This window comes from Anaerocolumna sp. MB42-C2 (assembly GCF_030913705.1).
Taxonomy (GTDB): Bacteria; Bacillota; Clostridia; order Lachnospirales; family Lachnospiraceae; genus Anaerocolumna.
Genome location: NZ_CP133190.1, coordinates 2478817 through 2500231, shown reverse-complemented (window position 1 = coordinate 2500231; position 21415 = coordinate 2478817). Strand labels below are relative to the sequence as shown.

The 21415-nt window shown below is 37.3% G+C and carries 19 protein-coding genes; 15 read left to right on the top strand and 4 right to left on the bottom strand.

Annotated features, from left to right (window positions below; genetic code table 11):
* The first annotated feature begins 26 nt into the window (after nucleotides 1-26).
* The 5 genes from RBU59_RS10980 to RBU59_RS10960 all read left to right on the top strand — a co-directional run bounded on the left by RBU59_RS10980 (nucleotide 27) and on the right by RBU59_RS10960 (nucleotide 4969).
* A complete protein-coding gene (locus tag RBU59_RS10980; RefSeq protein WP_308147912.1) occupies nucleotides 27-908 on the top strand; it encodes a carbohydrate ABC transporter permease in 882 nt (293 codons plus the stop codon).
* Nucleotides 909-912: 4 nt separating this feature from the next.
* The gene (locus RBU59_RS10975; RefSeq protein WP_308147911.1) at nucleotides 913-1809 is read left to right on the top strand and encodes a carbohydrate ABC transporter permease; all 897 of its coding nucleotides are present in this window, start codon (nucleotides 913-915) and stop codon (nucleotides 1807-1809) included.
* Between the two features lie 205 nt (nucleotides 1810-2014).
* Entirely contained in the window at nucleotides 2015-3769 is a 1755-nt protein-coding gene (locus tag RBU59_RS10970; RefSeq protein ID WP_308147910.1) for a cache domain-containing sensor histidine kinase, read from the top strand.
* A 68-nt stretch (nucleotides 3770-3837) separates the two neighbouring features.
* On the top strand, nucleotides 3838-4578 hold the full coding sequence (locus tag RBU59_RS10965) for a response regulator transcription factor (RefSeq protein ID WP_308147909.1): 741 nt from the start codon (nucleotides 3838-3840) through the stop codon (nucleotides 4576-4578).
* Between the two features lie 94 nt (nucleotides 4579-4672).
* Nucleotides 4673-4969: a hypothetical protein gene (locus RBU59_RS10960; protein WP_308147908.1), complete on the top strand. Its 297-nt coding sequence runs from the start codon at nucleotides 4673-4675 to the stop codon at nucleotides 4967-4969.
* Here the strand turns inward: RBU59_RS10960 and fosX are convergent.
* Nucleotides 4897-5325 carry a FosX/FosE/FosI family fosfomycin resistance hydrolase gene (gene fosX, locus RBU59_RS10955; protein WP_308147907.1) on the bottom strand — a complete coding sequence of 143 codons (429 nt, stop codon included), beginning with the start codon at nucleotides 5323-5325 and terminating at the stop codon, nucleotides 4897-4899. The genes RBU59_RS10960 and fosX overlap by 73 nt on opposite strands.
* 251 nt (nucleotides 5326-5576) lie before the next feature.
* On the opposite strand from fosX, the gene RBU59_RS10950 reads away from it, so the two are divergent.
* From RBU59_RS10950 to RBU59_RS10940, 3 genes are all read left to right on the top strand, one after another.
* Nucleotides 5577-5885, top strand: coding sequence for a GyrI-like domain-containing protein (locus RBU59_RS10950; RefSeq protein WP_308147906.1), 309 nt, complete (start codon nucleotides 5577-5579; stop codon nucleotides 5883-5885).
* 194 nt (nucleotides 5886-6079) lie between these two features.
* The gene (locus RBU59_RS10945) at nucleotides 6080-6499 is read left to right on the top strand and encodes a hypothetical protein (RefSeq protein ID WP_308147905.1); all 420 of its coding nucleotides are present in this window, start codon (nucleotides 6080-6082) and stop codon (nucleotides 6497-6499) included.
* A gap of 259 nt (nucleotides 6500-6758) precedes the next feature.
* The gene (locus RBU59_RS10940; RefSeq protein WP_308147904.1) at nucleotides 6759-8519 is read left to right on the top strand and encodes a helix-turn-helix domain-containing protein; all 1761 of its coding nucleotides are present in this window, start codon (nucleotides 6759-6761) and stop codon (nucleotides 8517-8519) included.
* A 214-nt stretch (nucleotides 8520-8733) separates the two neighbouring features.
* On the opposite strand, the gene RBU59_RS10935 is transcribed toward RBU59_RS10940, so the two are convergent.
* Together RBU59_RS10935 and RBU59_RS10930 are read right to left on the bottom strand one after the other, a co-directional pair.
* Entirely contained in the window at nucleotides 8734-9432 is a 699-nt protein-coding gene (locus RBU59_RS10935; RefSeq protein WP_308147903.1) for a class I SAM-dependent methyltransferase, read from the bottom strand.
* A gap of 350 nt (nucleotides 9433-9782) precedes the next feature.
* On the bottom strand, nucleotides 9783-10664 hold the full coding sequence (locus RBU59_RS10930) for an AraC family transcriptional regulator (RefSeq protein ID WP_308147902.1): 882 nt from the start codon (nucleotides 10662-10664) through the stop codon (nucleotides 9783-9785).
* Between the two features lie 245 nt (nucleotides 10665-10909).
* On the opposite strand from RBU59_RS10930, the gene RBU59_RS10925 reads away from it, so the two are divergent.
* From RBU59_RS10925 to RBU59_RS10910, 4 genes are all read left to right on the top strand, one after another.
* Nucleotides 10910-12829 (top strand): glycoside hydrolase family 127 protein, encoded by a 1920-nt coding sequence (locus tag RBU59_RS10925; RefSeq protein WP_308147901.1) that lies wholly within the window; start codon nucleotides 10910-10912, stop codon nucleotides 12827-12829.
* A gap of 390 nt (nucleotides 12830-13219) precedes the next feature.
* Complete coding sequence (locus tag RBU59_RS10920; protein WP_308147900.1) at nucleotides 13220-14557, top strand: MATE family efflux transporter; 1338 nt, start codon at nucleotides 13220-13222, stop codon at nucleotides 14555-14557.
* A 92-nt stretch (nucleotides 14558-14649) separates the two neighbouring features.
* Nucleotides 14650-15069: a MarR family winged helix-turn-helix transcriptional regulator gene (locus RBU59_RS10915; protein WP_308147899.1), complete on the top strand. Its 420-nt coding sequence runs from the start codon at nucleotides 14650-14652 to the stop codon at nucleotides 15067-15069.
* A gap of 129 nt (nucleotides 15070-15198) precedes the next feature.
* On the top strand, nucleotides 15199-16563 hold the full coding sequence (locus RBU59_RS10910) for an MATE family efflux transporter (protein ID WP_308147898.1): 1365 nt from the start codon (nucleotides 15199-15201) through the stop codon (nucleotides 16561-16563).
* 160 nt (nucleotides 16564-16723) lie between these two features.
* Here RBU59_RS10910 and RBU59_RS10905 read toward each other — a convergent pair whose 3' ends face one another.
* Complete coding sequence (locus RBU59_RS10905; protein ID WP_308147897.1) at nucleotides 16724-17605, bottom strand: aldose 1-epimerase family protein; 882 nt, start codon at nucleotides 17603-17605, stop codon at nucleotides 16724-16726.
* Between the two features lie 184 nt (nucleotides 17606-17789).
* Between RBU59_RS10905 and RBU59_RS10900 the strand changes: the two genes are divergently transcribed.
* From RBU59_RS10900 to xylB, 3 genes are all read left to right on the top strand, one after another.
* The gene (locus RBU59_RS10900; protein WP_308147896.1) at nucleotides 17790-18644 is read left to right on the top strand and encodes a class II fructose-bisphosphate aldolase; all 855 of its coding nucleotides are present in this window, start codon (nucleotides 17790-17792) and stop codon (nucleotides 18642-18644) included.
* Nucleotides 18645-18686: 42 nt separating this feature from the next.
* Nucleotides 18687-19697 carry a LacI family DNA-binding transcriptional regulator gene (locus RBU59_RS10895; protein ID WP_308147895.1) on the top strand — a complete coding sequence of 337 codons (1011 nt, stop codon included), beginning with the start codon at nucleotides 18687-18689 and terminating at the stop codon, nucleotides 19695-19697.
* Between the two features lie 202 nt (nucleotides 19698-19899).
* Nucleotides 19900-21411, top strand: a complete 1512-nt coding sequence (gene xylB, locus RBU59_RS10890; protein WP_308147894.1) for a xylulokinase — start codon at nucleotides 19900-19902, stop codon at nucleotides 21409-21411.
* Nucleotides 21412-21415: the final 4 nt, after the last annotated feature.

The following is a 21415-nucleotide window of genomic DNA, read 5'->3' as shown; positions in this document are numbered from 1 at the left end:
TCTTATCTATTAGGGAAGGAATCAAGATGAAAAAACTATATAGCAATAAACTGACAATTATTCTTTTTATTCTCCCTGCGCTACTGCTTTTTTTTCTCATTCTTGTTGCACCGATATTTATATCGGGCTATTACAGCCTTTTTGATATGAACGGTTTTGGAAAAAAGACTTTCATTGGATTGGAAAATTATAGAGAACTGTTTTCCAGCAACTCAATCGGCTTTTTGAAGGCTCTGGGCAATGCGCTGCTTTTGGCACTTCTTTCAGTAGCAGTTCAATTGCCTCTTGCGTTGGGGCTTGCACTTCTTCTCGGTAAGGGAAGAAAGGGGGAACGAGGTTTCCTTTCAATTTATTTTATGCCTGTTCTTATATCGACTGTTGTTATCGGTCAGCTCTGGCTAAAAATTTACAATCCATCCAATGGTATACTTAATGTAGTGCTAAGATCTCTTGGGCTGGATAGTTTGGCAAAGATTTGGCTTGGTGATTTAAAAACCGCACTTGGTGCTGTTTTTGTACCTATTTTATGGCAGTATATCGGTTATCATATGCTGCTGATGTATGCAGGTATCAAGAGTGTTCCACCCGAGTATCGTGAGGCAGCAATGATTGATGGAGCAAAAGAGGGACAGGTAAACCGTTATATTGTTTTACCGTATATAAAGCCTATACTGAAGATATGCACTATCTTTGCTGTTACAGGCTCCTTGAAGTCTTTTGACTTAATCTATGTATTAACAAATGGCACACCGTTACACGCAACAGAAGTGCCCAGTACTCTGATGATAAGTATGTTGTTCCTGCGTAATCGATATGGTATGGGCAGTACGATTGCTTTCCTTCTCATCATTTTATGCTTCACATTTGCTTTGATTATAGGCCGCATATTCAAGAATAAGGAGGATTAACAACATGAAACTCGGTGATATCTTTCCGGATAGAAATAAGAAATCCGGACCTCAGAATAAATCCTTCCAGTATAAAGGAATTAAGGGCAAAGAGGTAGGAATAAACATCATATTTGGATTATGGGCGATTATAAACCTGTTCCCTGTCTATTGGATGTTTACTTTCTCCCTCAAGAGCAACGAGGAAATATTTGGCAAAAATGTTGCTGGTCTTCCGAATGACTGGCTGTGGTCAAACTATGAAAAGGCAATTAGTACAGGAAATATTGGAAGATATTTCCTGAATAGTGCCATTATTGCCGTTGTGACTATTGCAATCGTTATGCTGGTTTCACTTATGGCGACCTTTGCCCTGACAAGATTTATTTGGAAGGGAAGGAAGCAAATGAACGCATTTTTTATGCTTGGTTTGACGATTCCTATTCATGCGGCTATCGTGCCTATCTATGTCACTCTTTCAAAACTGGATTTGCTCAATACTTACTTAGCTCTTATTATTCCCTACGCTGCCTTTTCCTTAGCGATGGGGATACTTATTTGCACAGGTTTCATGCAAGAATTGCCCATAGATCTTGATGAGGCAGGATGTATCGATGGCTGCGGTACATGGGGTATTTTCTTCCGAATTATAGTACCGTTGATGAAGCCGGCTGTAGCAACAGTGTCAATTTACACTTTCCTGCAGTGCTGGAACGAGCTGATGTTTGCGACTATCTTTATTAGTGATTCTGTGCACAAAACTCTGCCTGTCGGTATACAGGCTTTTTACGGACAGTATAACACGGATTGGGGACCTATTGGTGCGGCGTTGGTTTTAGCAACATTCCCGACGCTTTTATTCTACATATTCTTTAGCAAGAAGATACAGGATAGCTTCATTGCAGGAGCAATCAAGGGCTAGTGATAAGTAAATATTTTTTCAGATGGGTTTCGGATTCTGCAAAGTGGCTTTATACACAACGGAGTCAGAGACCCGTTGCAATATCAGAGTTATGGATAACTTGGATGTGCTGTGTTGAAAATTAGGAGCAGGTGTGATACGATAACATATGGAAAGTATGGATAAAATTAGCATTTATATAAATATACATGATTGAGGTGTAGAAATGAGGCATGGCGGCAATGGATTAAAACGCGATATTAGAATGTCGCTGCAGCAAAAGGCCCTGTTAATGCTTATTATTCTGTTGCTTTTTTTCTGTATGATGTTTATGATAACAACTTCAATTATAATTAAGAAAACGGAAGATGATTTCAAAGCAAGAACATCGGAAACAGCAGTCAACAATGTGGTATCCACCATCAAAGCAAGTTTGGTGAACTATAATTATTTGACACGTCTGATCATGCTCAATGACAGAGTCGTGAATTATTTAAAAACGGAAGAAACAGATAGAGAAAAGATATATGATGCACGAGAGGGTATCAATGAAATACAAAGTTTATATAGCTATATTGATTCGGTATATATCTTCCGCAACGATGGTGAGCATGTAAGTACAGGAATAGGTGAATATTCTATCAATATAAACAGCGTAGAGCGTTCTAATATTTTGGATGCCCGTGGTACCACAGTTATTTCAATTAATGGCAACGGTACGATTACAAAAAAAAGAAGTAAGCCGTTGCTTACTATGTCACGTGCAATATATGATATTAATTCACAAAAGCTCTTGGGTATGCTGATGATGAACATATCAGGCGATGTGTTCGATGATGCCCTTGCGTTACAGAATCCCAGCGGTATGTGTATACTTGATCGTAATGGTACACTTCTATGTGGGAATAAAGAAATCAGTGCATTGTATGACAGAGACTATGATAGTAACAGTATAGTTTATAAGAGTATTCGCTTAGGAGGTGAGAGGAAGACGCTGACTGGCAAACTGGCAGTAAAACCGCTTGTTGTTTTGTGTGCCAGCGGTAAGGGGGCAGAGCCGCTGCCGCGGGATACCTTACATGCGTTGATGATCACTCTGACAGCATTTATCCTGTCGGCATTTGTTTGTGCTTGGTTTATTACAAGTAATATTGCACGACCTATCAGAAATTTAAGTGAAGCAATGGAACGCACAAGATCATCCGGGTGGCTTAAGAAGTTTGATACTGAAATGCCAAACAATGAGATTGGCAGGTTGGCTGAAAGTTATAATAGTATGATAGAGTATCTTAATGAGCTGTTCAATCGCCTGCTGGAGAATGAAAAGAATATGCAGAAGGCAGAGATGCGTGTGCTCCAAGAGCAGATAAAGCCGCATTTTCTCTATAATACATTAGAAACGATCAGTTATATGGCAGTGCAGGAGAACGCAAACAAAGCACATGATGCACTGGAAACACTGGGCAGCTTTTACCGTAATTTCCTTAGTAAAGGTGACCGCGAGATACCACTAAAGCGTGAGCTGCGTATTACACAGGATTATCTCTCCCTGCAAAAGCTTCGATATGGAGAGATATTTGAGGATGAATATATCCTTGACGATAGTACACTTGATTACATGATACCTAAGCTGATTCTTCAACCGCTTGTGGAAAACTGCATCTACCATGGAGTGCGCCTCAAGGGTGAAAAGTGTGTAATTCGCATCACTACCTGCATGGAAGAGAGCGGTTTGCAAATAATTGTGTACGATTCAGGTGTTGGCATGAGTGCTGACCAGATAAAGAACGTGCTGGAGGCAAGCGAGAAGGATGACATAAAGGGGCTGTCAGGTTTCGGTCTGCGTGGCACCATTAATCGAATACGTTATTACTATGATTACGACAACATAGTGCAGATACGCAGTGAGCCTGGCGAGTATACTGAAATTGAGATATACATACCTAAGATGAGGAAAACTAAAACAGAGGGGGAAGTTTGATAGTTCCTTTCAAACTACTTATTAAAACAGTGACGCAGACAGGCCTGCGTTATGCAGGAGGGGGAAGAATGATGTACCGAGTTATGATTATAGACGACGAGATGTCCGCTCGTAGGCTACTACAGGTATCCATAGATTGGAAATCGCTTAATATGGTGTTGGTGGGTGAGGCCGAGAGCGGTATAGAAGCGATTAACATTATTGATGAATTACGGCCAGACATTGTTTTTGTTGACATATCCATGCCCTTTATGAATGGGATAGAATTCATAGAGATTGCAACAAAGCGATATACAGACTTGATGATTATCGTTTTGACTGGATTTGATGATTTTGAGTATGCACGTCAGTGTGTCCGACTGCCGGTGATAGAGTATATGCTTAAACCGATTGTCCGGCAAGAGGTGACCGAGGTGTTAACCAAGATAAAGGAAAAACTTGATAAACACAATACTCGTACACAGGAGACCGGACAGGAAATTACGACCTCTGATATCGAGCAGATAATGCAGTATTTACGAGATAACTTTATCGATTCTAACATAAACCTAACCTCTGTGGCGCAGCATTTCGGCTTTAACCCGAGCTATCTTAGCCGGAAATTTAAGCAGGAAACAGGAAAGAGCTTTGTCGAATTTCTTATCAAGTGCCGGATGGAACGTGCGATTGAGTTGGCAGGAACAAACAAGAAGATGTTCTGTACTGCCAATGATGTCGGCATCCCTGACCCGAACTACTTTGGACGCTGCTTCAAAAAATATACAGGCATCAGCTATTCAGATTATATCAGCTCACATTCCTTGCGGTAAACTTTTTGGTATTACATATTGAAAACCATTTTTTCTTAAGAATAAGTTTGGGACCCTAATTTTAACCGATAAGGTTGCTATAGGGGTCTCTTTTTTGTATTGGGGTAGGTACTACGATTATGTAGTTGACGAAACTTTCGTTGATGGAAAGGATATCGTAAAAAATCAAGGTATATTATCGGAGTATTGTGTAGAAAACCGAGAAAAAATAAGTGTAATCAGTGGAGAGAACCGCACAGCGCTGGAGGGTATAAGCATCTCCAAAGATATTAAGAAAGAGATACCTCACTACCTTTCAAAGCTTGGAGAAAACAATGCTTATACGGTAAGATTAAGCGCAACAGCAGAGGATTTGTATAATGCCAATCTTTTTTCTAATGTTTCTGTATGAAGTTCAAATAAATTATTGTCATAGTCATAAAAGTATATAGAAAATCCTTCCCCTTGTACTCTTTTTCTTTGGGGCTTTAATTCTAGATTTAAAGTTCTGATTTTATTTAAATAACTATCTAGATCGTATTCTGATATTTTAAATGCCACATGATGATAAGTTCTATTTAGTATATTTATATCTTCCATGACTGCTATCCATTGACCTCCGATAACAAAAAAGCGTTCCTTATACAAAGAATGTTTTTTTTCACCACTATAATATACTTCTTTGGCATCAAATAATTCTTTAAATAATAGGGTTGTTTTTTCTAAATCATTTACGATAAAAGTTATATGGCTTATACATTCAATCATATGATACCTTCTCCTATTGTTAATTACAATATTTTACTTTATTATTATATTATAACTAGCACTGGTGTAAACTTCAAGAAAATGTTCTATGGCTGCTAAAAAACTATTGCAATTGACGCAGCGATAAGTGTTATTATTATCTTGAGATATCTCAGGAGGAATATTAATGAATAAACCAATAGTTGGTGCCCGTCCTAAATTGGATTAAGTCATCTAATCTTGTGGGCACTGCCCGATTATTCGGAGGTAATATGAAACCAATGCCTAGTGGGGAGGGGAATCCATATGGATATGGATTTTGTGCTTCTATTCCAGAGGGTCTCACAATACCAGAATATCTAAAGGAAATGGTGCTTCCCGGTGGATTATATGCAGTAATAGAAAGTACAGATGATATTGAGGTTTCATGGAAAATATTAATGAAACAGTTGTTAAGTCATGATAAATATAAATCGGACAGTTCAAGGTTATGTTTGGAGGAGCATATTCGTAATGACAATCCGGAAAGGTGTGGTAATGAATACTCATTAAGATTAATGGAACCAGTGAAATTGAAATAGAAAGCACATTCTGGAAATCAATTCATTGCTATTTCTTTAATCGCTTCTCTTATGATATTACTTATGTAGAATATCCACGTGAAATAACAGAAAAGGCTGAAAATTTTTCTGATATAACCCAATGGTTGTATCATACCTATGGGAACAATACTTATGATTTTATTATTGGTCATAGTATGGGAGGTATTATAGCGTTGGAATTGTTATCATCATTGCGGTTGCAATGCAATAAATGTATTTTAGTTGATTCGATTTTAAAACCTACAGAAGTCTTCTATCGAAATTTAATGCTTCCTGTTAATATGGATGATTACGGAGAACAAGTGCTCTCTATGATTAAAGAAGAAGACCAATACTATGGTGATTCTTTAAAAAAATATATGCAAAGAGAGGATGATTTTACGAATTATATTAAAAATACCAATGCTAGAATTTATGGAATTTATGGCGATCGAGGATATGCAAATTATAATAACCGAATTAAAGATTTATGTTTGCCGGAAGATATATGCCAAAGAATAACTTTTCGGTTTGTGAAGAATTCCTGTCATATGCCGATGATTGAAAATCCTTTGGAGTTGGCGGATATAGTAAAAAGCATAATTGATGACTAATATCGGTCGGTATTTCAGCCTGAATAATTCACCAGAGCCCACAGCAGCACATGCAGTTTTTAATCTTAAGAAGGCGAATTTTTTTATGAGATTATCATCCTGCGGTGTAAGTTGAGCATGAGATCCTTATGAGTGTTTGTAATACAACCCACAGTTGAGTTTTTACTTTCCGGAATTAAACAAAGATGTATTCCTTTTTTTTATTTTAGTGTATAAAATAGTTTTATCAGCTGATAAGTTTATTTAAAGGAGATTCTGTATGGATATAAACAAAATTGGAAGGCAAATCGCTGCCCTGCGGAAAGAACTTGGGTATACACAGGAAAATCTTGCTGAAATATTGAATATTAGCCCCCAAGCAGTTTCGAAGTGGGAAAATGGCCACGCATTACCTGAAACAGTCCTGTTGCCAAATCTTGCAAAAGCATTAGGTACGAGTATTGACTCACTGCTGACTGACAGTAAAATTCAAATTTTATCCGCTTTCTATGGTGACGGAATAGAAAGCTACAATGTGGCGAAGCGTTTGAATAAGCTAATTCAAAACGACAATTTAGATATTATGGTGAACGCACTTACACTGGCTTGCCCATTGGACAATAATCGTCCGAAATATCTGATCTTGAAATATCAGATTGAACAGAATATTTATTATACATTTGCAGACGAGGACAGTCAGCTTACCATTGACCTGAATAGCAAGAGATTTAGAAATGCCGAAAGTGTTTTAATAATTGCAGCGTCGTATGGCACTGCAAAAGCTAAATATGATGTAATGCTCAAAATCGAACATTACAACTTGTTTAACTGGAACGAATATCACGCAGACCATGAAACTTTTCCGAGTGATCCGAACAATGATGACAAGGATTATCTTACTTTTGTATATCTAAACAAGGACGGTATTCATCTGGTTACTTGTGAAGAAAATGAAAGTATAGCATATAATATCGATAAAACGGAGCTATACAGAAAACAAGATGAAAACGAGTATTTTATACCGAATGTTCCCCTTCTCCCTGAATTTGGTAAGGGTATGGAATGCTCCTGGGCGGCCGCTTTAACCGCCGCGCTGCAAGCGATGCATATTAAAACGACATATGAGCATGTTATGGGTGTATCAGGAGCTTGCTACCGGCTCGCGTTCTGCTCCCCGAGATGGGACTATAGTTCAGTTGATGGCCTTGTTGCATATGATTATGCGATGCCCGGCTATAAAGCTTTTGGTTTTACCCCTGATTTTGCTGAACGGATTGATAAAGAAGCGAGAGCGGAAGAACGCAAACATATGATAAATGAAATACGGCACAATATGCCTGTACTAGGTATTAATCTTCGGGTTGCACCGGAATGGGGTGTTATCTGTGGTTATAAAAATAACGGCTCAGATTTGTTCTGTCGTACAAAATACGATTCAGAGATTCATAATTCTTCTGGCTATGAAAAAGGAAAGTACAACCCCTATGATTATCTTTTTGTTGATAATTGGCCGTTTATCATCACTTATTTCAGTGATATGACTCCTCCCCCAACACCCAAAGAAAATTTAGTAAATTCTTTGCGTGTGTTTGCCGATTGTACAAAGCAGGAAATCGGTAGGGGTTACGCTATGGGGTTAAAGGCATATGAGGTATGGCAGATTGACCTGCTGGACGAAGCCTGGTATGAAAATAACGATGATGAGCAGTTTGCTCGACGGCTTTCAGTTAATCAATTCTGTTCCCTTGCTTTATTTGATGCACGCAAATCAGCTTATATTTATCTTTCAGATAATAAAAGCTTTCTGTCTGATAAGGCTGACAGCATGGAACAAATCATAAAGTATTTCTATGATATTTCTGAAATGGCTGGACAGATTCATAAATTACTAGGCAGTGAGGAGCACTATAAAGGTGCAAGAGCTCGGGAATTCTGGACAATGGAAATGCGTATAAGACAAGCTGAACTGCTTTCACAGATGCTTGATTCAGAACGTAAAGCGATGTTTATTGCGGAGAAAATCATATATAATATAGGATAATAAACTGTATAAAATAATTGTTAATGTATAATAAAAAGTTCCATATCAATCAATGGATTAGATGATATGGAACTTTTTCAATTCGGTATGGAATTCGAGATTCTAAAACTTCCGATATGGATTTCATTTGCAGATATTTAGTCAGCCTGTGTAATCCGACAATCAGCTCTTCCATATTTTATTAGACGGCTTTACGATTATAATACCACCAATATCAATCATTCATTTTCCTGGCATAGATCACTTTACAGGGAGGAAATATCTGAAAAGGACGTTGATCTACATATTCAATAATAAAACCCTGCTTTGTAAGAATCTTTTTATAAAAATTAATGTGTGCGATATCCAGTATAGCTAATTTACAGTCATTCTTTGCCACTCTTGCTATTTCAAGAAGAGCTTTTTTCCTTTCCTGATTATTTTTTAGATTGTGGATTGCGAGGCTTGATACAATAATATCAAAAAAATCATCTGCAAATGGTAAGTTTCTCATATCTGAATTTATTACTTCTATTTTTGTTTCAGTACCCTCAATGTGTGCATTTTGCATTAAGGCGCCATAATTGTTTCCGGTTTGATCTTTCCCATTCCAAATATCAACACCGTATGCTTTTCCGGAATTGAGCTTAGATGCAATTCCGTTAAGCATCAGACCTCGGCCGCAGCCTACATCCAGGGATATTTCTTCTCCGGTTATAGACAGTCTTTGAATTATTTTTTCTCTCATCTTGTATTTACCTATTTTACTGCTATAAATCATATAAAAACCAATCAATAAACATAAAACCCCCAAATAGATCATCCAGCTCTCACTGGGTAAGTAAATATATCCAATAAGAGATAATAGGATTCCGGACGTGAAATACCCTATTACAACTGCTGGTGCATCTAAACCATATTTGCCTTTTTTCATAATATTTCCCCTTTGGGTTAAAAGTATTTTTACTATAAATTTGACCGTCAGTCAACTATCTATAACATAGCACATATTTGACCACTGGTCAAGTGACATTTTAAGTGATATAATAAAAATAAATATAGAATTGATTCAAACGCCGAATTACACCAAAAGTCACTGGCTAAAATATTAACGGAAATCTCCCCACAAATAACCGAACTAGCGGATATTCCGGATAGTGAGATGAAAGAAGTAAGGACGTTTGATCAACTGCCCGAGACCTTGACGTATCCTGAGATAACCCCAGTTCTGTTTGAGAATGCCAGGATGCTATAATAAACTGTTTTAGCAGTACATAATCTAATCTACCTGTCGTTTATCATTTTCCTGGTAAATGCTTTCTTGTATTGGGATGGGGTCATGCTCTCTGCTTTCTTAAATAATTTCATAAAATACTTTTCATCTGAAAAACCACAGGAATATGCAACTTCTTTAATCGATAAATCATAATTGCTTATGAGTGACTTTGATATTTCAATCCTTGTTTTGTTAATATAATTTGTTAACGTTGTATTTGTAGTCTTTTTAAACAGAGAAGATAAATAATCTGCATTATATCCGAATTCATTGGCTATTTCTTTAACCGTAATTGATTTATAATAATTTGCTTTGATCCATTCCATAACCCTTGCTATATTTGGAGAGATATTATGTCTTATTTTATAATGCATTTCTATAAATTCCTGGGAGATCTCCATTATCAATAAACTAAGTGCATAATCTATTATCTGACTGGAATAAATCATTTCCTGTCTTGATAAATCCAATAGTTGATTAAAGAGTAAGGGAGCTCTTTGGGTAAGGGCTATTTCCCCATACTCCGGTATGACGTATAAGTTGTTTAGTCTGGATTCTAACGTTTGATCCAATATTCTCTTTAAAAATTTTTCTTTGGTGGCAACCATCATTTTATCATTAGTCAGAAAATGAACCCAAACATAGGATAACTTCCCGATTGATGGTTTATATCCAAAGTGTTCTTCATTGGCTCTCAATAATACAAATTGATTCGGGCCAACTTCGTAATTTACACCCTCCTGCGAAATATATAATATTCCCTCTTTTACCATAATAAGTACATTTATATTAAAGTTACGCCTCACATGCAGGAATTCCTGCTTGCTGATCAAATTGCCGCAAGATAGATATTTCAAGGGATAATCTGCATCGGATAAAAAATACCGCATCTAAGTTTTCGCCACCTTTTATAGAGTTATAGTAGTTGATTATTTATTGATAATATCTATAATTAGTTTATATCATAAAACATTTTAATATTACTGTCTATCTGTTTTATACACTTTTATTACTATGTGATAAGGGAAGCAGTGGTTAATGAAAAAACAATAGTGAGATCAAATTTAACCAGGCAGTAATTTCTTAAATTAGTAGATGTAATAAATTTATTATTATCAAATAGGAGGATATAAAAATGAGTGATTTATTGAAGAATTTTATTGTTTCCGACAGTTTTCTCGGAAGATATGAAAAACTTGTTAAAGAGGTAGTGATACCGTATCAGGAAAAAGTATTAAAGGATGAGATCCCGGATACTGAAAAAAGCCATGCAATCGAGAACTTTAGGGCAGCAGCTAAAATGCTTGAAACCGGAACCTGTGATGATGAATTTTACGGAATGGTTTTTCAGGACAGTGATGTCGCCAAATGGCTGGAAGCTGCCGCTTATTCCCTGCTTAAATATCCGGACAAAGAACTGGAAAACCGCTGTGACGAGGTAATTGAGCTAATTGGCCGCGCGCAGCAAAGGGATGGATACCTGAATACTTACTTTACGGTAAAGATGCCTGACAAGCGATGGACTAATCTGGAAGAAGCACATGAACTTTATTGTGCGGGACATATGATGGAGGCAGCAGTTGCCTATGCGGAATCAACCGGTAAAACAAAACTTCTGAACATAATGAGCCGTATGGCAGACCATATTTACAAACGATTTATTGAAGAGGGAGCAGAAGGGTATCCCGGACATCCGGAAGTTGAGCTTGCGCTTATGAGAATGTACCGATGTACAAAAAATGATAAATATAAAGAACTGGCAGAGCATTTTGTTAATGTACGCGGTGTTGACAGTGATTATTTTATAAAAGAAAGTCAGAAGTATAATTGGACGGTATGGGGAAATAACAGTCATAACAAGGAGTATGCGCAGAACCAGACCCCGGTACGTGAACAGACAAAAGCCGTGGGTCATGCAGTCCGTGCTGTATATCTTTACACAGGTATGGCAGATGTAGCTTTTGAAACAAAAGATCAGGAACTGAAAAATGCATGTAAAACACTATGGGATAATATCACCCAGTGCAAGATGTATGTCACGGGAGCAATCGGCTCGGCATATGAGGGAGAAGCTTTTACGAAGGATTACCATTTACCCAATGATACTGCTTATGCCGAAACCTGTGCTTCCATCGGATTGATTTTCTTTGCCAGAAAAATGCTTGATCTGGAGAAAGACAGCAGATATTCGGATGCCATGGAACGAGCGCTGTATAACTGTGTACTGGCCGGAATGCAGCTGGACGGAGAAAAGTTCTTTTATGTTAATCCCCTGGAAGTGATACCCGGAATCTCCGGCGAAGCCGTAACCCATCGCCATGCGCTGCCGCAGAGACCGAAATGGTTCGCCTGTGCCTGCTGCCCCCCTAATGTAGCCAGGTTATTATCTTCCGTGGGCAGATATGCCTGGAGTGAAGAGGGAGATACGGTTTATTCTCATTTATTTATAGGCGGAACCCTTGACCTTAGTTTTACTCTACACGGTAAAATAGAGGTTATAACCGAATATCCATATGGCGATAGGGTTACTTATAGATTTAAACCGGATGATACTGCAATGCATATGACACTGGCAATTCGGCTTCCGCAGTGGAGTAAGGAAACCGTTATTAAACTCAATGGGAAAAAAAGCAATTATGAAACGAAGAACGGTTATGCCTATCTAACCGAAGAATTTACTGCTGAAGATGAAGTAACCGTTACATTTGATATGAGTGTAAGACGAATATTTGCTTCGGGCAAGGTCAGCGCCGATAGTTGTAAGGTTGCATTTTCCAGAGGACCGCTGGTTTATTGTGCGGAGGGTATTGATAATGACGAGGATGTTCTTAGCCTGAGTGTTAAGAAAGAATCGGAAGCGGAATCGTATCCATCAAATATATTGAACGGAATTGTAGAAGTTAAAATTGATGGTTACAGGGCTATAACTTGTGATTCTTTGTATACTCACGAACGTCCGGCAAAGGAAACCTGTAAGCTCAGACTTATTCCGTATTATACCTGGGGTAACAGAGGGTTAAATCAAATGCGGGTATGGATACCGGAAGAGGAATAGTATTTTAATAAGGATTGTATCACAGAGGCTGTTGCAAAAATAAACTATCGATCTTATGTAATAGAGAATATGAATCATATTCCAGGAATGAGATGGATAAATTATTGATATGCAACAGTCTTTTTAAATATAATATGTTTAATAGGAACCTATATTTTTCGTTCTTGGAATTATATGACCTTAGTATCTAATAATGGGAAAAGAACTTATAAGTATTTATTTGTGTTTTTTTAAAAATATTTATTTAATGTTGAATTATAAGAAAATAAGCTATATTATAGGAACAAAGGTCGTTTCAATAATTCAATGCATCCGCAATAACTGCGCTGTTATCAGAAGTCTGATAACAGCTTCTGATCTATAATATAGAGGTGGAAAGGGGCTAAGTCCATGCCAAATGATATGACAACAGATAAACCTATGAAATTGATGATTGGTTTTACAATCCCGATTTTAATAGGTAACATAGTACAGCAATTATATTACGTGATTGATTCCATTATTGTAGGACAATACCTGGGAGTAAATGCGCTTGCAGCAGTAGGATCAACCGGTTCGCTTACCTTTTTGGTTATCGGCTGGGTGATGGGAATGACAGGTGGGTTTGCAATTATTATAGCCCAGCGTTACGGCGCAAAAGATATAAAAGGAGTAAGACATTATGTAGCGATGTCGTATTATTTGTGTATTATTATGGCAGTTGTTTTAACCGTTGGATTATTAGCAGCTAACAGATGGATATTAACGGTAATGAATACGCCGGAGGAAATCATGGAGGATACCTATCGTTTCATTCGGGTTATTTTTATGGGACTGACTGCGACTATAGCATATAATAACCTCGCTTCTATTTTACGGGCATTGGGCGACAGTAAAACTCCACTGTACTTTTTGGTTCTTTCATCCATAGTAAATATTATATTAGATTATTTGTTTATTGCAGGATTATCCATGGGAGTGGAGGGAGCCGGTTATGCTACGGTAATATCCCAGGCGTTAGCTTCTCTTTTGTGTTTCATTTATATGGCAAAGAAATTTCCTATTTTAAGTTTAAACAAAGAAGATGCTTATTTCTCGGGAAAAAGTGTAAAGAGATTAATTGGAATGGGTACACCCATGGGGCTTCAGTTCTCTATCACGGCAATCGGTACGATGATGGTTCAGGTGGCCTTAAATGGATTAGGGCCGATTTATATAGCAGCCTTTACTGCCTGCGGTAAGATTCAGAATATTATTACACAGCCATTTCCCTCTCTTGGAGCCAGTATAGCAACTTATGTAGGCCAGAATACCGGAGCAGGGAGAATGGACAGAGTTAAAGAGGGAGTCAGGGCAGGTATTATTATAACATTAATCTGCAGTGCGGTTTCAATGGTGGCAGTGTTGGTTTTTGGTGATTCATTAATCAGACTATTTATTACTGATAACAGCGGCGGCGTTTTGGAAAAAGCAAAAGTATATTTCTATGCAGTAGCCGGATTTTATCCTGCGCTGGGATTTATTTATGTCTATAGAAATTCCTTACAGGGATTGGGATATGGACTATTACCTATGTTAGGCGGAGTTTTTGAATTATTTGCAAGAGTACTCGTTATTTTAATATTGGCTAAGCCATTTGGCTATGTCGGAATATGTTTTGCAAACCCTGTTGCCTGGGTATCTGCATTAATACCGTTAATCCCGGCTTATTATTATCGGATGAAAAAGTTAAATGGTAATGTAAATTAATATTGGTTTATTATAAAATGCAGTTGACAAATAGAAATCTAAAGATTATTATATTGATAGTTAGAATTCTAAGTATATTAAGGAGTTAATTTATGGATAAAAATATCTATTCTGATTTATTTAGAACCATTACAATGAAGTTAAAATTCAGTGCTGATGAGAAAATAAATAAATTAGGATTAAACTCACAACAAGGCCGTATGATTGGCTATATCTACGAACATCAGGATAGCGGTATTATTCAGAGAGATTTGGCTGATGCCTTTCAACGCAGGGAGGCAAGTATTACCAGTATGCTGCAGGGATTAGAGAAGAAAGGATATATTGAACGCAGAATTCCTAAAAATAATGAGAGGCAGAAGAACATTTATGTATTACCGAAAGGTGCAGAATTAGTTGAAGAGTTCAATAAAACATTTGTTGATATTGAGAATAGTATTACCACAAATTTAAGTGAAGATGAAAAAGAGAATTTGTTAGCTTTATTGCTGAAAGTTAATAACAATCTTTAATAACCTGTAAGAAAGAGAATATATGTGGTTATTTTACTGCTTGATATTTAATAATTTTATATACTTAAATAGTTAGAATTCTAATTGTTATACATCTAATAATTTTAATGCTGAAAGGAGAAATAAAATATGGAACAAACAAATGAATATTATTTAAAAAGTGCATCCATTCCAAAAGCAATTTTCCATCTGTCTATTCCCATGATGATCGGTATGTCAGTAGGATCCATATATAATGTAATTAATACATTTTTTATCGGACTTCTGCATAATACTGAAATTTTAACATCTGTTACGTTAGGTTTACCTATTTTCACTATACTAATGGCTTTCGGAAATATGATGGGAGCAGGGGGCGGAACATTTATTACCAGATTGATTGCAAAACAGGAGTTAGAAAAAGCTAAAAAAGTAGCAGGTTATACTTTTTACGCCAGTATAATAATAGCGGTTTTCATTGCTATTATGGCTGTATTGGCACTAACACCCATTGTGAGGATTATGGGTGCGGATTCGATGGCTGTTATCAATTATACAAAAGCCTACTCATTGGTTATGTTTCTTGGAGGATTTTCCATTATACTAAACTTCACCTTAGAGCAGGTTGTAAGAGCTGAGGGAGCTTCAAAGGAATCCATGTACGGTATGTTTATAAGTACGATATTAAGTGTATTCTTTGATATATTGCTGATATTAGTTCTGCACCTTAATGTTACAGGGGTTGCATTGTCCATGGTATTAGCCAATATTGGTTCTTCATTTTATTATATTTATTATTTAGAGTCAAAAAGCGAACATTTAAAGGGTTTTTTAAAACATTTTAGTATACCCTTTAAAGATAAAATAGAAATATATAAAATTGGTGTGTCAGAATTGTTATTGACGGTTTTTCTTATAGTTACAACACTGCTATTAAATAATTTTTCTATTAAATATGGCGATAATGTAGTGGCCGGTTTTGGCATAGCGTTAAGAATAGTTCAGATACCGGAGTTTCTTTCAATGGGTTTATCGTTAGGGATTATACCATTAATTGCTTATAACTTTTCTAATCACAGTTATAAAAGACTCAAAATGACAATCAGGTTATCAGCAATATGGATTTTTGGATTATCGTTTGTTTTTGTCACACTGGTTTATACTTTCAGAAATACAATAATAAACTTATTCACAAAAGATACTACGGTGTTAAGTATTGGTGTATATATTATGATAGCTATGCTCATTTCTGCGTTGTTTAATGGATTTACCACATTATTTACAGGACTTTTTCAAGCTTCAGGACAAGGAGTAGCATCAACGATTATGTCTGTTACTCAAGGTATTCTTTTCATTCCGGTAATAATAATATTGCATCGGTATTTTGGATTACATGGGGTCATTTGGTCGATGACAGTAACAGAAATTATAACTTGCCTGGTAGGCGTTATATTGTATATTAGTTATGATATTAGAGTCAGGGATTATATTGCAGATAATTATAGAAGAGTTTGAACATATTAAAAAGATAGCAGTATTATGCTCTATCAGCATAATACTGCTGTCTTAAGTGTAATGCAGTTACACTATCATATCTGTAAAAGTATAAATATTAAAGGTATAAAAATTACTATAATATTATACGAATTCCATTTATAGAATATGGTTTTTATAATTATAATACGGTTATGTCAAATGTAAGTTCTTCTGATTGATTCGGAGGCAGGATTTTAACCCCCCTTTTTTCTTCAAATATATCGGATTCATCGTTGCAGGTGGAGATTCCGGTCCAAGGTTCCAAAGCGACAAAAGGACCATTATTGGAACTTGACCATAAAATAAAGTAATCAAAGTCAGCGAAATCCACTTGAATTCCTTTACCGGTTCCCGGATTACTTAATTTCACGGAACGGGATTTTAATTGGTCAAAAATTAATGCATCAACACTGAAATAACTGTGCTTTAACGGAAGTACAGCCTCATTGTTAAGAATCGGCAGACGGTTATCTACGTTCACTAGGCCGGTTGCAGGAATGGATTCCGGACACAGTGCAACTTCAGGTTTTTCAAATTCTACAATATAATCTTCGAATTTTTCACCGGGAAGAAGCGGACAATTAAAGCCCGGATGTCCTCCTACAAAAAATGGCATAGGGATGGAATCACGGTTAAGTACTTTAAAGGAAGTTGTAATAGTATTCTCTTTAAGGATATAGGTAAGCTGTAATTCAAAGTCATAGGGGAACTTAGACTTTAGTTCCTCATCGGAACAGACGGAGAATGTTATGGAATCCTCTGTCTGGCCGGCATATGTAAACTCCAGCTTTCGAACTATTCCATGACGTTCCATATTACAGGTCATATTATGACCGATAACAGCCTTTTTATCTCTGATACTGCCGCATATGGGAAACATGACAGGTGCCTGTCCGGACCAGAAAGCAGGATCGCCCTGCCACAGGTATTCCAGACCTAAAGAATCCTGAATCGAAACGATTCCGCCCCCCAGAGTATCAAATTTTGCTGTGATCTTGTCGTTTTTTAAATAATATTGCATAGTTTCCTCCTTTTATTAAACCTTTATTCGATATTAAATTTAATATTATTAACTTGTTTTTGAAAAGTCAATAGAAAAATTTATTATAATAGTTGAAAATAATAAAGTTGACATTGTTGCCCATTATGCTTATAATATAATTGAAAACAGAAACGTTTCGGATTTGAATAAAGGAGGAAGTAATATGGCACTTGTAACATCGGAAAAAATGCTTTTAGATGCTCAGAACGGAGGGTATGCCGTAGGAGCATTTAATGTTGAAAATATGGAGATGGTAAAAGCGGTTATAGCTGCAGCGGAAGAACTGAATGCACCTGTTATGCTTCAGACAACGCCCTCTACTGTTAAGTATGGTTCACTTGAAACCTTTGCGGCTATCGTTACAGCGGAAGCTAAGAAAGCATCCGTACCGGTTGCACTGCATCTGGACCATGGCAGCAGCTTTGAGCTTGCAGTAAGAGCAATTAAGGAGGGATATACTTCTATTATGATAGACGGATCCCATGAAACTTTTGAAAATAATATTAAAGTCAGCAAAAAAGTGGTTGAAGTAGCGAAACCAAATGGTATTCCCGTGGAAGCGGAACTTGGCAAAGTCGGCGGTAAGGAAGATGATCTGGAAGCGGAAGCAGATACCAATACAGATCCCATGGAAGCGAAAGAATTTGTGGAGAAAACAGGAATCACTTCTCTTGCAGTAGCAATCGGAACAGCACACGGTTTTTATAATGGAACGCCGGTACTTGATAAAGAAAGACTTTCAGAGATTAAAAAGGTTGTATCAATACCTTTGGTATTACACGGTGCCTCCGGTTTAAGCGACGATGATGTAAGGGATTGTGTAAAACGAGGAATCTGCAAGGTTAACTTTGCAACAGAGCTTAGGGTTGCTTATACCGATGGCATTAAGGAATTGTTAAATGAGAAACCGGATACTTTTGATCCGAAGAACTTAGGTAAAGCAGGCATGGAGAAGGTGAAAGAGCTGGTTAAAAACCGTATTTTAGTTTGCGGCAGTGATAATAAAGTGATAAAATAATTAAAAGTTTAGTTATTTTATAAAAAGGCGGGTAGTAAAGCAGTGGTAGCTACGATTAAAGATATAGCAAAGCACACAGGTCTGGGGCTTGCAACAATTTCATCCTATTTAAACGGCGGTAATGTCCGGGATGAAAACCGGAAAAAGATAGAGGCGGCAATTAAAGAATTAAATTTTGAGGTAAACGAAGTAGCTCGTGGCCTGAAGACAAATAAAACAAAAACAATTGGTGTAGTGATTCCGGAGTTAAATATTAACTTTTGTACGGAAATTATAACTGCAATGGAGGATGTTTTAAGAAACCATGGGTATGCTACCATTGTCTGTGACTGTAGAACCAATAAAGAACTGGAGAAAAATGCCGTTGATTTTCTTTTTCGTAAAAGAGTGGATGGAATTATTAATATGCCGGTTAATTCGGACGGTTCCCATCTAAGTTGTTTTGGTAAAGCAAAGAAACCGATTGTTTTGATTGACCGTAAAATTAACGGAATCGAATGTGATTATGTATTAGTTGATAATTTAACCGCAGCTAAAAATGCCATACAGCGGCTTATCGATAATGGACATAAGAGAATTGGTATGGTTGGCGGCCCTGAGGATGTATTTACTGCACAGGAGAGAATGCTCGGTTATAAATTGGCTTTGATGGAAGCCGGAATTGTTCCTGAAGACAGATTAATTGAACATGGTGACTATACCATTAATGGCGGTGCCAGGTGTCTGGAAAAACTGGTTAAGAACAATAAAGACATGACAGCGGTATTTGTTGCAAATCATGAAATGACTATGGGTGCGGTAATCGGAATCAACGAGCTGGGTGTTAAAATACCGGAAGAACTTTCTGTTATTGGTTTTGATAACACGGAATTTGCGAGAGCATGCAAACCTAAATTAACCATTGTAACACAGCCCAAAGAAGAGATAGGCAAAAATGTAGCGGAATTAATTTTGAAAAGAATTGCAGATAATAAAAATGAATCGGAAATAGAATATAAAATTATAAAACTGCAAACAGACATTATGGAAGGAAATTCTATCAGAAAATTATAAAAATAAAACCAAAAATCATAAAGTAAATCAATTTTATTACAAGCCGAAACGTTACGATTTCTAGATTTAAATAAAAAGAAATAAGATTACCGGATTTAATAAAATGCAGAGAATGATTTCGGTGATTTAATATATTTATTTTAAACAGCAAATTTGTGCTGACGCCCAAATTCGCGGCGTGTTGGCAGCATGGAGGATTAATGTGAAAAAATACTTACTTGGAATTGATATTGGAACAAGTGCTTGCAAGATAGCAATTTTTAACAGGCAGGGTGAAGTATTAGCCAGCGGAAACGGAGATTATCCGGTTTATTATCCAAAACCGGGATATGCGGAACAAAATCCGGATGAATGGTGGGAAGCAATTTATCAAACCATAAATACTACCATGCAAAAATCAGGAATCGATAAAGAGGAAATCGCAGGTGTCGGTGTTGACGGACAGAGCTGGTCAGCCATAGCAATTGATAAGGCAGGAAAAGTTCTTACCAATACACCGATCTGGATGGACACAAGGGCAGATGCCATCTGTAAACGGCTGAACAAGGAAATAGGTGACGATGTTATATTTAATCTGGTAGGTAATTCTCTTCAGCCTCCTTATACCACCGCAAAAATATTGTGGTATAAAGAAAATCTGCCTGAAGTTTATGAAAAGATATATAAAATATTGCAATCCAACAGTTTTATCGTTTATCGACTGACAGGAGTGTTAAGCCAGGAAAAATCCCAGGGTTATGGACTACATTGTTTTGATATGCATACCGGAACCTGGAATGAAGAGATGTGTGAGCGGTTTGGTATTCCGTTTCGTTTTCTTCCGGAAATCTATGACTGTCATCAGGTGGTTGGTTATGTGACGGAGGAAGCTGCAGAATTAAGCGGTCTGGCAGCAGGTATTCCCGTTGTTGCAGGTGGATTGGATGCTGCCTGCGGAACGCTCGGAGCAGGAGTCATACACCCCTATGAGACGCAGGAACAGGGCGGTCAGGCAGGAGGAATGAGTATCTGCCTTAAGGAATACAGTGCAGATCCAAACTTAATTCTTAGTTTTCATGTGGTACCCAATTTGTGGCTGCTCCAGGGCGGCACCACCGGCGGTGGTGGAGTAATGAGATGGTTTGATAAAGAATTCGCCGACTTTGAAAGAGAAGAGGGAAAACGTATCGGTAAATCCTCTCTGGCACTTCTTGATGAATCCGCTGCCAGAGTAAATCCGGGTTGTGACGGAATGGTATTTTTACCATATATGGCCGGCGAAAGATCACCAATCTGGGATGTGAACGCAAAAGGTGTATATTACGGACTGGATTACAGCAAAACCAAAGGGCATTTTATAAGAGCATCAATGGAGGGAGTGGCTTTTTCCCTAAAGCATAATCTGGAGGTTGCAGCGGCTGCAGGTGCACAGGTGGGTGAGTTAAAAGCCATGGGGGGAGCAGCAAATTCCCGGGTTTGGACTCAGATCAAAGCGGATGTTACAGGAAAACCGATAGCCGTTCCGTCTACCGATTCGGCTACTACCCTGGGAGCAGTTATTTTAGCCGGTGTTGGTGTGGGAATGTACCGCGATTTCGAAGAAGCGGTAGAAATGACTGTTAAAGTGAAAAGATATCATCAGCCAAATATGGAGAATCATAAGGTATATGAGGAAAGTTACAAAACATATTTGGAATTGTATCATAATTTAAAAAATACTATGAAGGAGAGGTAAGATT